The sequence below is a fragment of the Pedobacter sp. GW460-11-11-14-TSB4 genome (genome assembly GCF_059423705.1).
Genome location: NZ_JBWKYI010000002.1, coordinates 243,912 through 259,145, shown reverse-complemented (window position 1 = coordinate 259,145; position 15,234 = coordinate 243,912). Strand labels below are relative to the sequence as shown.

The 15,234-nt window shown below is 40.8% G+C and carries 11 protein-coding genes; all 11 read left to right on the top strand.

Annotated features, from left to right (window positions below):
* The first annotated feature begins 15 nt into the window (after positions 1-15).
* The 11 genes from AC07YT_RS04030 (at position 16) to AC07YT_RS03980 (ending at position 15,208) form a co-directional block, all read left to right on the top strand.
* On the top strand, positions 16-1,476 hold the full coding sequence (locus tag AC07YT_RS04030) for a RagB/SusD family nutrient uptake outer membrane protein (protein WP_086548378.1): 1,461 nt from the start codon (positions 16-18) through the stop codon (positions 1,474-1,476).
* Positions 1,477-1,504: 28 nt separating this feature from the next.
* Positions 1,505-2,224, top strand: a complete 720-nt coding sequence (locus AC07YT_RS04025; protein ID WP_145954286.1) for a DUF4397 domain-containing protein — start codon at positions 1,505-1,507, stop codon at positions 2,222-2,224.
* Positions 2,225-2,304: 80 nt separating this feature from the next.
* Positions 2,305-2,952, top strand: a complete 648-nt coding sequence (locus AC07YT_RS04020) for a hypothetical protein (RefSeq protein WP_086548376.1) — start codon at positions 2,305-2,307, stop codon at positions 2,950-2,952.
* Positions 2,946-5,561, top strand: coding sequence for an alpha/beta hydrolase family protein (locus AC07YT_RS04015; protein WP_086548375.1), 2,616 nt, complete (start codon positions 2,946-2,948; stop codon positions 5,559-5,561). The genes AC07YT_RS04020 and AC07YT_RS04015 overlap by 7 nt, the downstream gene beginning before the upstream one ends.
* A gap of 71 nt (positions 5,562-5,632) precedes the next feature.
* Positions 5,633-6,112, top strand: a complete 480-nt coding sequence (locus AC07YT_RS04010; RefSeq protein ID WP_086548374.1) for a hypothetical protein — start codon at positions 5,633-5,635, stop codon at positions 6,110-6,112.
* Positions 6,099-7,289 (top strand): YdcF family protein, encoded by a 1,191-nt coding sequence (locus tag AC07YT_RS04005; RefSeq protein ID WP_494945175.1) that lies wholly within the window; start codon positions 6,099-6,101, stop codon positions 7,287-7,289. The genes AC07YT_RS04010 and AC07YT_RS04005 overlap by 14 nt, the downstream gene beginning before the upstream one ends.
* A gap of 20 nt (positions 7,290-7,309) precedes the next feature.
* Positions 7,310-8,173 carry an alpha/beta hydrolase gene (locus AC07YT_RS04000; protein WP_086548372.1) on the top strand — a complete coding sequence of 288 codons (864 nt, stop codon included), beginning with the start codon at positions 7,310-7,312 and terminating at the stop codon, positions 8,171-8,173.
* Positions 8,170-9,675: an alpha-N-arabinofuranosidase gene (locus AC07YT_RS03995; RefSeq protein ID WP_086548371.1), complete on the top strand. Its 1,506-nt coding sequence runs from the start codon at positions 8,170-8,172 to the stop codon at positions 9,673-9,675. The genes AC07YT_RS04000 and AC07YT_RS03995 overlap by 4 nt, the downstream gene beginning before the upstream one ends.
* 1 nt (position 9,676) lies before the next feature.
* The gene (locus tag AC07YT_RS03990) at positions 9,677-12,001 is read left to right on the top strand and encodes a family 78 glycoside hydrolase catalytic domain (protein ID WP_086548370.1); all 2,325 of its coding nucleotides are present in this window, start codon (positions 9,677-9,679) and stop codon (positions 11,999-12,001) included.
* Positions 11,998-12,228: a DUF2909 domain-containing protein gene (locus AC07YT_RS03985; protein WP_086548369.1), complete on the top strand. Its 231-nt coding sequence runs from the start codon at positions 11,998-12,000 to the stop codon at positions 12,226-12,228. Before AC07YT_RS03990 ends, AC07YT_RS03985 begins: the two co-directional genes overlap by 4 nt.
* A gap of 22 nt (positions 12,229-12,250) precedes the next feature.
* Entirely contained in the window at positions 12,251-15,208 is a 2,958-nt protein-coding gene (locus AC07YT_RS03980; protein WP_086548368.1) for an amidohydrolase family protein, read from the top strand.
* Positions 15,209-15,234: the final 26 nt, after the last annotated feature.

The following is a 15,234-nucleotide window of genomic DNA, read 5'->3' as shown; positions in this document are numbered from 1 at the left end:
TCAAAAATTTAAAAAATGAAAATAAGAACAGTATTATATATGGGTATATTTTTGGTGATTTCATTATCCTGTAAAAAGCTTGTAGAAATAGCCCCCCCTAGAACTTCGTTAACTGCTGAGGCTGTTTTTTCGAACGATGAAAGTGCTATTGCTGCAGTAAACCAAGTATATGCAAACGCTTCAGGATCAGATCTCCTTCAAGCCAGTTTTCTAGGATTGTCAAGCTTTCCTGGGCTTAGTTCTGATGAATTGATGGTATATCTGCCAAATACTTATACTGCCATGGCCGAGTTTAATCGGAACGCACTTACCGCGTTGACTGCAACTAGTAATGCGAACCAGTTTTGGAATAGGTTCTACTCGACCGAAGTGTATTATAGTAATAGAATTATAGAAGGACTTAGTGAACAAAAAACTTCTGGTGAGGATTCAAATTCAAAATTGAGTGGTAAGGTTAAAAAGCAACTGTTGGGAGAAATGAAGTTTATTAGGGCATTTTCCTATTTTTATCTTGTACAATTGTACGGTGATGTGCCGTTGCTAACCAGTAGTAACTATGCAGTCAATTCCGTGGCCACTCGGACAAGTAAGGAAATAGTTTATCAGCAGATTATTAGTGATTTAAAGTATGCCGTTGATAACCTTTCAGATGCTTATTTACAAAGTGACCTAACGACATCGGTTGCTACAAGCCCTAGGATCAGACCCATAAAATGGGCAGCTAAAGCTTTACTTGCCAGGGTATATATATTCACTGGGAACACTGCAGCTGCTGAGACTGAATCTAAAGAGGTAATAAATAATACAAACCTATATTCTCTCACAACCTTAGAGAATGTTTTTAAGGCAAATAGCAGAGAAGCCATTTGGCAACTGCAACCGGTAGTTACTGGACGGAATACGCAAGAAGCATGGGCATTTATTGCCACCGGGGCTGAATTAATTAATGGAACTAAGGTTTATTACCTAAACAACGCACTTGTTTCGGCCTTTGAGAGCGGAGATCTTCGCCGAAATTCTTGGATAGGTAGCACTATAGCTAACGGTGTTACTTGTTATTACCCGTTTAAATATAAAAGTGCAACATTAAATTCTCCCGTTACCGAATATTCGATGGTACTTAGGGTAGCGGAGCAATATTTAATCTGCGCCGAAGCCTGTGTAAAAAATAATAAAATATCTGAAGGACAAGGGTTTTTAAATGCTATTCGCAACCGCGCAGGATTGGGAAATACTACAGCGAGCACGAAAGATGAGCTTTTGGACGCCATTCTTGCTGAGCGAAGGATAGAATTGTTTAGCGAATTTGGTCATAGATGGTTCGATCTGAAGCGTACAGGGAAAATCGACGATATTATGAGGGTTGCTACGCCTAATAAGGGAGGGCTGGACTGGCAGCCATATCAATCCTTTTATCCAATTATGCCATCACAAATGCTGTTAAACCAGAATATTACTCAGACCCCAGGTTACTAAATGCACATTTATAATAATTATAATGATCATGAAACGAAATTTTAAAATAATGATTTTTTTCCTGCTAACAATATCAATTATGGCTTGTAAAAAAAACGACCCAAATGATATTCCAATAAAACCCTTGGCCGCCTTGACCATTACCAATGTAATTTCACAAGGCAAATTTGTTCGCTTGAACAGTAATGTCATTGATAGTTGTGCTCTAAATAATTACAAGATATTTACGATCGTTGCAGGAAATCCATCTCCAATTAAGGCATTCGCCAGCAGTGCTCCAAATACGCCATATTATCATCAAAGTTTAAATATTGCTCAAGGTGGAATTTATTCCCTATATCTCACTGGAACAAATGCAACCGCGGAAGCAGTATTTGTTAAGGATGACATTCCACCGTATCCTAGTGATGATGTAGTCAATGTAAGATTAGTAAACTTATCTCCGAACGCGGGAGTTATTAATGTGACATTGGCATCAACTCCAAACGTTAACCTTTTCACTAATGTAGCCTATAAACAGGTTACTGACTTTATTACCCTACCCCTTCCTGCCGTCATACCAAGTGGCACAAACGTATTTCAGTTTCGAAATGCCACAGGTACGGTTCTTTTCACGTATACGCTTCCTACCACTGGTACAATTAGCATCGCTTCGTCTAGGCATCGAAATATTACGTTGGCTTTAAAGGGCATATTAGGTGGGAGCGGCACAGACGTTTTGGGAGTAATTGGAGTACCACACTACTAAAAAATCAGCAGAGATAATTTAATGACAGGTAAAATTTGACCTGCCATTAGATACTGCTTTTTTTAATTAATCTATTAATTATGGCAAAATTAAATATCATATTACTTTTATTTCTATTACCAAGCATAGCATCTGCTCAGGGTAAAAATACATATAGTGAGCAGAAAATTCTAAACCAGGAAATCAATAAAGCTATCTATTTAGACGATGCACTTAAACAACCTATAAATGTAGAGCCAAATTGGAAGATAATACAAAAAAGTGTCGCCAAGAAGTATCGTTCTGTTGATGTCCCAAAGTTAATCGTCGGTGCAAAGATTCGTTACTATACTTTAAAAAAAGACTGGATCAATTTTGCGAAAGCCTACCTTACCGATTTGGAGAGATATCACCCAATCGAAAATGTCACGGATCATTTTACACTGGTAGTTGGAATTAATAATGTACTGTATGATAAGATTTTCAAAAACATCACCGATCGTAAAATATTAAAAAGAGCCGCCTTTCAATCAAGAAAGATAGTTGAAAACCCATTTACTCCTAGACCCGGTAGAATCAAAGAGTTAGAGCTTGCGAATCCAATTGACACATACGCCAATCTTTTATACAAAGCGGGCAAAGTTAAATGTGCTATTAAATGGCAAACCAAAGCTGTGGATTACAATGTTAATTTAAAAGAGTTCAGTACGAATCTAGAGAGAATGAGAAGGGGTGAAAAAACATGGTAAATAACATATTTAGGCGTTTACTGGCTGTATCCATATTTGTTTTTACAGTAGGGCTAGAGTTTGCCTTTTCTCAGAATCAAGCCATCGTCGATAGAGCGAGTACAACGAATTGGCCTTCTATGTCAAAAAACGCTTGTATCAGTGCTACAGGAAAATATGTCGCTTATAAAGTTTCAGAATCTGGCACTTCTGTTGGAATTGTCCAAATGGTAAAAAATAACGGTATTAAGTATATCATTCAAGGACCATTTGACCCCATCAAGGCTAGGTTTATTATGGACGAGCATTTTGTATTTCAACAACGTGATTCACTATTTTCACTAAAGTTACCGAAGTTTAAATTGACATTTCTAGCATCTAATGTCCGCTCTATACTTAGTGGGAAGGATTTGAAATTTCAGGTTCAGTCGTCCAACGGGAACATCAGGATTGTTACAATGGATTTAGAAACGAATAAACGCTCGATTTCACAAGAGGTCAAGGATAATCAGACGTTATTAAAATCTGATAAAATGGGTGTCAACTCTATTTGGGTTAAGAGTAAGGCTGGAAAACTGGATTTTATATTCGATGATGAGAAACTACAAAAAGAAAAGCAAATTAAGATCTCATCTCTTAATGACAATTCCCCAAATGGAATTACTTGTTTGACGCTTTTGCAGTTAAACCAGGCAAGCAAACATAGTTTACCGCAGAATAAATCTAAAGTAACGATATGGAGCTATAAAAGCTGGCAAGTTCAGCCTTTTGACAATATTTTAGCAGTAGATGTTCCCTTAAAATATATCGGGCTGATTTTCAACTCGCAAAAAAAAATAAAAATATTAGATGATCGGTTCCGACACGCTAAAAGGATTAATGAAAATTTCTGGCTAATCGGTGAGCGGGAACGCCCTATGAGCAAATTTGCTTTTGGACCACAGCCCTCGACCAACGTTAAGTTTTTTTCTTTGATTTCCAACAAAAATGGCAGTGAAATTCCTCTTGATAGGCTTGACTCTATTTCCAATAAAACAAGTATTCATGTTACACGGGGTGGTAGATTTTTTATTTATTTTGATACGGAACATGGCGATTTCCACAGCTATAACACAAAAACGGGCACTACTGTTAATTTGACCAGTCAAAATGAATTCTTTAAAATGTATGAGGATGATGAGTTCATAAAGCTCTCGTTCCCTTTTATGAAATATAAGGAATTGAAAATATTCAAAGTGCTAAAAAACGATCAACTTATAGTTAAAGATGTGTTTGATGATTTATGGAAGATAGATCCTACTGGTAATGAAGCGCCAATATGTCTAACCTCACATTATGCAAAGAATAATAGGATTAAATTCTCGATACTAGATATAGGCTTAGATGAAGACGTTGATAGAAACAAGATAATAGTATCGGGATATAATTACTCTAGCAAATGTAGAAGTATATTTGAAATCGATTTAACAGCCTCTTCCTTACCCAGAAAAATTATTGTCAAAGATTGCGCTGACATAGAAAAAGTAGTTAAAGCTACTAATGCCGATGTGTGGTTGTTTAGAAAATCTACTGCGGATAAATTTCCAAACTGGTTTGTGAGTGATGGAGTAGTTGTTAAACAGGTTAGCTTCGTTTATCCTGAAAAAGCTTATAACTGGATAACAGTAGAATTGTTAAACTGGAAAAATACAAATGGCGATGAGTTGCAGGGAATTCTGTACAAGCCCCAAAACCTGGATACTAATAGGAAATACCCCGTAATCGTTAACTACTATGGAGAAAAGTCACAAAATCTATTCAAATATATTTCTCCGAAATTGATGCATAGTGCGGATATTGAGATTCCGTGGATGGTAAGTCGCGGATATATTGTTTTTGTTCCAGATATGAAATATCGGGTAGGCGATAGCGGCAAAAGTGCACTAGAATGTTTAGAAACTGGAGTCGATGAGCTACTTACAAGGAAATACGTGGATGAGGGGCGTCTGGGACTTAGCGGGCACAGTTATGGAGGCTGGGAAACTGCTTACTTTGTAACACATTCGAAAAGATACAAAGCAGCACTAATCGGCGCACCTACAATTAATTTTGTCGAACGTGTAAATGATTGGCTTCCAAACAATAATTCCTTTTCGAAAGGAGGACCAAGTAATTGGATTGAAATGGGGCAGCAAAATCTTTTTAAATCCATGTGGGATAGACCTGAGTGGTATATTCAAAACTCGCCAATATTTTACGTTGATAAAGTGACGACCCCAATTTTATTATTACATAATAGACTTGATAATCACGTACCATTCAGCCAAGGGGCTGAGTTTTTTATTGCTCTACAACGGTTAGGTAAACCAGCATGGCTTTTGCAATACGATAAAGAGGACCATCTGGTAGATCGGAATATTGAAAACCAGTGGGACTTAACTACCAGAGTTGTGCAATTCTTCGATCACTACTTGAAAGGTGCATCAGTTCCTTTATGGATGGTGGAAAGCTTGGGAAATACTGGATTGGAACTAGATACACTTGGTCGCACACCTGATAGAAGCCCTTTGATTAGTGCAGCAGAACAAAAACGCATAGAAGAATATTCCAAAATCCCACTAAGTCAAAAGCTGAAAAGAATTAAAGATTAGATGAAACGCCTAGCGCCACATTGGAAATTTGATTTTGATGCAAACGCACTTAATTAAGAAAGATTTAACATATGAAAAAATTAATTTTATTCGCGCTGTTATGCGCATCAACAAATGCATTCGCTCAAAAAGCTAATTTTTCGGGCACTTTTAAAGTTAATGAAGAGAAAGTCAACTGGGGACCTGCTCCCAATTACATTTTGCCTAAGTTCATTAAAGTTGTACAACTGCAGGACAGGTTCATCATTGCAAGAACACCGCTAAACGCAAAAATGCAAGAACAAACGCCTGTTATTGACACTGTTGCATTTGATGGTAAAGTATTCGTTAAAAAGATGCCCAGTGGTAACACAGTGTCAAGCACATTGAAATGGACAAACAGCGAAATATTCATTTTGACTAGAAAATCTACCAACGCTAATGGACAAAGTATAGGAACGACAGTTGAGACCTGGAGCTTAGAAAACGATGGGAAGACGCTATTTGTCAAACGCGATGTCGAGCAAGGGGATATTAAATACACCACAAAGGCATATTTTGAAAAATTTTAGGTCAAAAATATACTTTGTAGCACAACTTTATTGTTGGTTGTGTACAGTTGAGGTAAGTGCTCAAAAAACGCTAATCCGCTCTGAGAAATTCATTATAGAAAAGAACTTTTTTATAGTCTCGGCAGTGGAGAAAGACGTGGGTATATGTGTCCTTTTACCAAAGCCTACTCTCCAGCATAATAATTTAGCTGACTATCTTTTTTCGCTACAATACTGTGCTAAACTAGATAGCCAGTTATTAGTTACATACGATCTAAATAAAGAAATTATCGATCAACTTTTGGATAACGTGATTCGGCCTTCAGGAAATTATAACGTTTATCGCCAATTACCTAACAGAGCTTTGTGGCAAAGCTGTTGGAGGCATTATTTCAATGGGGTCAACTATATCATTTCAGGATATGGACTTACTGGTAGGCTAAGGTATCCCTCAATAGATAGTGCAAATTATCCAATCGGCAGCAAGAACTACCAGTTAAAGATTTCAGGTATGCTAGCTGAGATTACGAATGCTAACGCACCAAAGTATTTCTACGAAGGTCCTTTGGAAGTGGCGCTTGGATTGCTCCGGATTAATGGTAGGGATGAAGCTGCTAGATTCGAACCTCTTGACAAGAAAGAGAATCGGGCAGCCAAAATGCAGGTTAGCAGAATCGGATTTTCAAATTTTGCATTTTCTGCACTTGTGATTCCTGGAGAAGGACCAGACAAATATGGTGAAAGGCTTTCTGATGGGGGAAAAGCAAGATGTGGTTTGGCAGCGGAATGGTACTTCAAAAAGAAGGCCCCTTTTATCATCGTTAGCGGAGGCTATTGCCATCCCTTTAAAACCAGATACTGCGAAGCTTTTGAAATGAAACGTTACCTAATGAAGGTCTTCGGTATACCTGAAAAAGCTATAATTATGGATCCACATGCGAGGCATACAACAACCAATTTTCGCAACGCATGCAGGTATCTGTTAAATTATGGATTTCCAGTTTCTAAGGCCGCCCTCCTGCTAACGACAAAGGATCAGGCAGATTATATAGCTGACCCAAAATTTGAGCTCAGAAACAAACGTGAGCTTGGGTATCTTCCGTATAGAGAGCTTAAAAGGCTTTCAGAAAATGAATTTTCATTTTATCCGGTCGTTGACGCCTTATTCCGAGATCCGCTTGATCCATTAGATCCCTAACCAAACAGAATAAACCAAATATGAAAAAATTAATATGGGCTTTGCTCCTGTTCGCTTATAGCGCTCGAGCGCAACAAATAATTCCCCTCTACCCAGAAGGAAAAATACCATTTGCAAAAGAGAAAACAGAGGTGCCAAAACTTACGGTTTACAGGCCCGTAAAAGAAAAAGCCAAGGGAACAGTGGTCATAGTTTGTTCAGGCGGTTCCTATGGTGGCAGAGCTAACGGTGTCGAAGGAATACCAGCGGCGAAGAAACTTAGCGAGTCGGGAATTACCGCCATCCTTTTAGATTACCGTGTGCCTTCTGATCTGCGTATGGATCACAAAGAGATAGTGCCCTTGACAGATGCACAGCGTGCTATACAATATGTCAGGGAAAATGCTAAAGAGCTTCAAGTAGATCCAAATAAACTCGGCATTATGGGCTTTTCTGCAGGGGGACATCTCGTTTCTACGGTAGGCGTTAGATATGACAAAACAGAACTTCAAAATCCAAGAAAGACTTCATTGAGACCAGATTTTTTGGTGTTAGTTTATCCAGTCATCAGTTTTGCTGATTCGCTTACCCACCAAGGATCGAGGATGAACCTGATCGGACCGTCGTTTACTTCCGAGCAGATCAAATATTATTCAAATGAACTTCAGGTTACCGAAAATACCCCGCCTACATTTATGACTTCTGGTATGGATGACAAGATAGTTGACGTAAAGAACAGCCTTTATTTCGCGGCAGCTTTGAAGCAGCATCATGTGCCGATGGATATTTTCCTTTATGAAAGAGGAGCCCATGGATATGGTATAAACAATAAAAAAGCGAAGGTGCAGTGGATTGATGACTGCATAAGTTGGATCTTGGAACAAAAATATAAGCCAAAAAAATGACCCGCTTTTTGACATTTTTATTGCTCCTAGCTTCAACTTATGCCCTCGGGCAAACAGCCGAAATCAAGTTGGAATCTAAAACTGATGCACCAGTTATAAGCAGGCATATCTACGGACAGTTTGCAGAACACCTTGGGCGAAGTATCTATGATGGATTTTACCGGAATAGAAAAATCCGTGAGGATATTGTAATGGCCTTAAAAAAAATAAAAGTGCCAAACCTGCGCTGGCCTGGCGGATGTTTCGCTGATGAATACCACTGGCGTGATGGAATCGGAGCGAAAACTTCACGTCCGGTCAGAATAAACACAACATGGGGAATGGTCGAAGAGAACAATTCCTTCGGTACGCACGAGTTCCTAGATCTGTGTGAGCGGATTGGTTGTGAGCCTTACATTGCTGGCAATGTTGGAACTGGAACTCCACAGGAAATGGCAAGCTGGATCGAATACCTGAACTCAGATTCCAAATCAACGTTTGCCGAAGAGCGAAGAAAAAATGGACACCCAAAGCCTTATGGAATTTCATTTTGGGGAGTGGGAAACGAAAGCTGGGGCTGTGGAGGAGATATGACCCCTGAACATTACGTAGGCCTTTATAAGCAATATGCTAGTTTCTGTGAAACCTATCCTGGTGCCCCTAAGCTTAAAAAGATTGTTTCCGGTGCAAATGCCGAGGACTATAACTGGACAGAGGTATGCATGAAAAATATTCACTGGAGCCAAATGTGGGGTCTATCATTGCATTACTATACACTCATCACAGGTCATTGGCCGCCCTCTGGATCTGCAACCTCATTTGGTGAGGACCAGTATTTCGGAGGACTGGCCAATGCCCTAAAAATGGAGGAAGTAGTGAGTAAACATAGCGCCATTATGGATAAATATGACCCCCAAAAAAAGGCGGCATTGCTGGTAGATGAATGGGGAATCTGGACTGCGCAGGAACCTGGGCAGCCGAAGGATTGGCTGTTCCAGCAGAATTCTCTGCGCGATGCGCTAATTGCTGCGTCTACATTGAACATTTTCAATAACCATTCAGACCGTATACGAGTGGCAAATCTGGCGCAAACCGTTAATGTCATCCATTCGGTCATTCTTACCAAGGGAGATCAGATGGTGCTTACCCCTACATACCATGTGTTTGATATGATGAAGGTTCACCAAGATGCAAAACTACTTCCTTTGACTATTTCCTCACCAGATTACAGTTTCGAAGGTAAGTCCCTGAAAGCGGTAAATGCATCTGCATCAACAAAAGATTCAACCATAAACATCACAATGGTGAATATCGATCCTACAAAAGAGATTACTGTGAAGATCGATATACATGGAACAAGTATAAATGGGCAATTGCTTACGGCGCCAAAAATAAATTCGTTCAATGATTTTGGAAAAAGTCCAGAGGTAAAACTGGCACCGTTTGTAGCAGCGAAATTTCAAGATGGAAAGCTTATGGTAGTGTTACCACCTAAAAGCGTAGTCCAGTTAGCGGTTAAATAAAATGAGCGGGATTAAGATTTTTCTGGTAGTACTTTTGGCATTTCTGATCGGAATAGGTTCTGCAGATGCGCAGGATATTTACCATTTCAAGGGTTCGTGGATTACGTCAACAGAAAACATAAACATTGGCCCATCCCCTCTCTTTCGGAAAGAATTTACAACCGCTTCTCGCCTGCATCATTATGGAAACGGAATGCGGCTCAATAAGGCAACGCTGTACATCTGCGGAGTAGGATATCACCATGCTACGCTCAACGGAAAACCAGTTACCAGTGCGGTATTGGAACCTGGATTTACCAGATACGATAAACGGTTGCATTACAGCAAATATGATGTCACCCATCTGGTGCGAACTGGTAAAAACTCTATAGGAGTTGAGCTTGGAAATGGCTGGTTCAATATGCAGAGCAAGACGATCTGGAATTTTGATAAGATCGGTTGGAGAAAATCGCCTAGAGTGATCATGGATCTGGTGCTAGAGTATAATGGTGGCATTCAAAAAGTGATTTCAAGTGACCCATCTTGGAAAACCGGATACGGAGCCAGTCAGTTCAACAGCCTTCCAGCGGGCGAGATATATGATGCTAGAAAAGAGATGCCTGGTTGGAACAAGGTTGGTTTTGATGACAGCGGCTGGAAAGCGGCGTTGCCTGCGATATCACCTGAGGGTATAATGGAACAGGTTTCAATGCCGCCCGTTAAGGTCATCCGTTATATCAAGCCAAAAGATTATAGGGAGTTGTCCGCTGGAGTTTACCTCTACGATATGGGAGAAAATTTTGCGGGCGTAGTTAGGTTAAAGATAAAGGGCAATTCTGGTGACAAAGCAATAATCAAGTACAGTGAGCGGTTGAATCCTGACGGCTCGCTGGACTCGCTACATAATGCCGGGCAGATGATCGGGCCACAATCTGATCCAAAATTTGCTACCGACATTTATATCTTAAGGGGCGGAAATGTGGAAACCTATACCCCGCGGTTTACTTACCATGGATCTCGGTATGTTCAGGTAAAAGTCCAGGGAGAGGTAAAGCTTTCTAAATCCTCTATACTTGGATTGTTCTATAGCACAGATTTTACTACAGCTGGAAGTTTCAAAAGTTCATCCAAAATGCTCAACCAGCTTAATGCGGCAGCGCTTCAAAGCTACCGTTCAAACTATGTGGGCATCCCAACAGATTGTCCGCAAAGGGAAAAAATGGGGTGGCTTGCCGATGCACATGTAGCTTGCGAGATTGGACTTTGGAATTTTGATGCAGCCTCGAGTTACAGAAAGTTTTTGGGAGATATCCGGGATGTGCAGCTTGAAGACGGAAGCCTGCCCGGGGTAGCGCCAACCAAAGGAATTGGATATCATTGGATCGACCCATCGGACAGGGATTTTGGTCCAGCTTGGGGTTCGGCATTACCGCTGATAACCTGGCAAGTATATGTTCACACGGGCGATACAGAAGTGCTAAAGGAAAATTATGAAGCGGTAAAGCGCTACGTAGGTTATTTGGCCGAAAAGGCTAAGGCATCCGGAAATATTTACAGGACAGGATTGGACGATTTCCTTTCGGTGGAAAAAACGCCAAAAGCCTGTACCTCAACAATATTTTTATACCGCGATCTGGTCGTGCTTTCCAAAATGGCTAAAGTGCTGGGATATGTCGAGGCAGCCAGTTATATGAAAATGGCCGACAGCGTAAAGGAGGCATTTAATGATGAGTTTTTCGATCTATCGGCAGGAACCTACAAAGTGAAAACGCTTACTGCACTTAGCGGCGCTTTGGTAAATGGGCTATGTCCCGAGCAATCGATAAAAACAGTTGCGGCGGAGCTTGCAAAAGGCGTGCTTGATAGAGAATTTGTACCTGATTTTGGGGTGCTCGGAACAAAATGGGTCCTGTCGGCACTTAGCGATAACGGTTACCCTGATGAGGCTTTTGCCCTTCTTACTAATCCGAACGCTGGCTGGGGCAAATGGATTACTGGGTGGGCAACTACATTGTACGAGGGATGGGAGCCAAAGGATGAGTCCCTGAACCATGTGTTCTTCGGCGATTTTAATGCATGGTGCTATCGAAGCCTTGTGGGGATAAAACCCAATGAAGATTTCGCAGGTTTTTCCCGGTTTACCATAGCGCCTGTTTTTCCAAAAAATCTTGACTGGGCCAGCGGGACATATAGAAGCCCATTTGGTGAACTCGGGGTTAAATGGAAAAGGGTTCAGCGAGGAGTTGAACTTACTGTAGATATCCCAGAAGGGGCAAAAGCCGAAGTTGGAGTAAAAGAATTTGAAAGACAGCTTACTGCTGGAAAACATAAAATTTTGATAAGATGAAAAAATACTTAATAGTTTTTCTTTTTGTAATAATGGCGAGTTCGGGACTTTTTGCGCAAACAATAGACAATGGAAAAGGCAAAAGAATGGTGAAGCAGACAGGGCCGGTTAGTTGTGCGAGCTACTGCCCTGCGTATGCCATCAAGCAGTTTGAGTTTCGTCAGGCCGAAATGTTGAACCTCTCTATCAAGCAACTTAATTTTAAATCGCAATCCGCCCAGACTTAAACAAAGAAATTATCCTAAATATATGATAATCAGAAATTTAAATTTTTTTGTATGGCTAGTTGTTGGCACTTTAACAACAAGGGCGCAACAGTTGCCTATAAAGCCTACGCGGAACATTGAGTTCGTTGTTACCGAAGGTAGTTGTATGAATGTGAATCCCTCCCCAGATGGAAAGATGCTGGCTTTCGACCTGCTTGGGGATATTTATCTGCTTCCTATCTCAGGAGGAACAGCGATACAGCTCACAAAGGGCGTTGCGCTTCATCTCAATCCGGTATGGTCGCCCGACAGTAAATTCATTGCCTATCAGTGTGATAGCACCGGTACAATGAAAACTCATATTCGCAATATTGAAAATGGAAATATTGAAATCAAGGAAATGGTTTATAAGGACCCATTTCGGCGACTCTCAACTTTGCTCACCAATGTGAAGTTACCAGGTGGGGTGCCAAAAGACGCTAACTGCATTTCCAGTGATGGAAAATGGGTTGCTTGGCAACAGGCAAAACAGAGAAAGGAAAAGGGTATTGGTAAAAAACAGGGAAGAACGAGCCTTTATCTCATGAATACCCAAAGAGGAAAAGAAAAAGTGCTTGTTCAATTTCTTTCAGTACAAGATACGAGTAAGGATTATCGGCAAAATTTTGCGTTTTCAGCCGACAACTCTTCCATCTTCATCGGCTATGGAGGAAAGATACATAAAGTAGAACTTACAGGTGAAGATAAAGTTGTTCCTTTTGAAGCAAGGGTTAGTGTTTCTTGTGGTCCCTTGGCATACCATACATTCAAATTGAAACAGAACGACTTCAACACAAAATATATCCGAAATGCTAGCATTAGTCCCAACGGGAAAAAATTGGTGTTTTCGGCTATGAACAAGATTTACACAATGGAAATACCAAAGGGGACGCCAAAAATTCTAGCCACACAAAATATCAACCAATATCAACCTGTATGGTCGCCAGATGGAAACTGGATTGTATACGTAACCTGGGACGACAAAGATGGAGGATCGCTTTGGTTGACAAATGCAAGGAATGGACAGCAAAAAAAACTGGCAGATATTTCAGGCCAGTATCAAAACCCCTGTTTTTCTCAGGATGGAAAATATATTGCTGTGATCAAGGGTGAGCCTGTTTTGGGTGATCGCGATGATGCCGGCAAAGGAAGCTTATTGCTAATTTCACTGATAGATGGGAAACAAAGAATACTAGACACGGATGTTCAGCTATGGAACAAGCTTTCGTTTTCAAGGAATGGAAAAGCTATTTATTACGTACCTTATATCCCCGGTTCAAAACCTCAGACGCAAGTACTGATAAGCAAATCGCTTGTGTCAGATTCTATTGAAGTGTTGATAACGGATAAGCAACAGAGACCCCGGCATCTTACAGGGTGTTCGCTTTCTCCCGATGGGAACTACTTAATCTATTCACAAGGAGATGATGTAATGCTGCTTAAGGCAAACAAAACTACCACAAAAACCGAGTTATTTGATAATGGCTTGCCAAAAGCAGCGATACGGTTCGCTGCAGGCGTAGACCCGATTTGGAGCAGTGATGGTAAAATGATTTGTTGGGTATTTGCAAATCAATTCCATAGTGCAAGTCTTGCTGAAATAGCTAAGCTTATTCCAGCTAAGGGAATTGTTACTTCAATCGTTAAACCAGAAAAATCACTTGCCGTAAACCTTACTGTGCCTTCAATGATTGGAACGGGCACAATAGCACTGACAAATGCAAAAATCATTACCATGGGTGCTTGGGAGGTTATTGAAAATGGCACATTGGTGATCAAGGATGGAAAGATTCTGACGATTGGAAAACGAGGTAAACCCAATATACCAAAAAACGCTAAAGTTATAGACTTGGCTGGCAAAACCATAATGCCTGGTTTGATCGATCTCCACTGCCATATAGGTGTCCCATCCAATGTGTTCCCCCAACAGAGCTGGATGATGTTGGCGAACTTAGCGTATGGTGTCACAACTGCCCGCGATCCATCCCAAAATTATGACAGCTTTGGCTATGCAGAGTTGTTGAGATCCGGTCACATGCTTGGACCAAGGCTCATCACAGTCGGCCGCGCTGTGCGTATGGCAGAGGGTTCTTATGATGGAACTGTTTCAATGGACAGCCAGTCAGATGTGCAGCATACGATTAACAAAAGAAAACAAATGGGTGGAATATCGATTAAGCAATATGGTTTAAAAACTCGTTTGCAAAGACAATGGACATTACTTGCATCAGATAAAGCAGGTCTAAATATGACCAATGAAGGAGATCGCGATTTAATCGGCCAAATAGCGATGATCAAGGATGGTAGTCCGGGGATAGAACATAACCCGGAATGGGGGGACGTTTATGACGACGTCATCCAGTTTTATGCAAAATCAGAGACCTATTTGACGCCTGCGTTACAAGTGGGATACGGTATCGAACCGGCAAAAGAATTTTTTAAATACAAATATTGGCATGAAGAAGATGTAAAGCTTGAACGTTTCACCTATAGTGACCCTACTCAAACGATTGCTCGTCCAACAACTAACGGTGCAGAGACATTAGAAACGATACGGATGTCGATCCCGAAAGATTCAATTCAGCCAGGTTTTCTATCGACAGCGAAGATCGACTATGGGATATTTAAAAGTGGTGGGAAGATAGGAGTTGGTAGTCATGGAAATAATGAGGGGATTGGGATGCATAATGAGATTTGGGCATTGCAGATGGGTGGAATGAGCAACACGGAAGTGTTGCAGGCAGCTACCATTGTCGGCGCCCAGGCGCTCGGACTTCAGGCAGATTTGGGCAGTTTAGAGCCGGGCAAAATAGCTGACCTATTGATACTTGAAAAAAATCCTTTGGAGGATATACATAACACGAGGGAGATCAGATATGTGATGAAAGACGGAGTGCTCTACGATGGTAACACCTTAGAGACCTTATGGCCCAAAAGACGACCTGCCCCCAAATGGAGATAAGGAGTTACTTTACCCGATTATAAGAT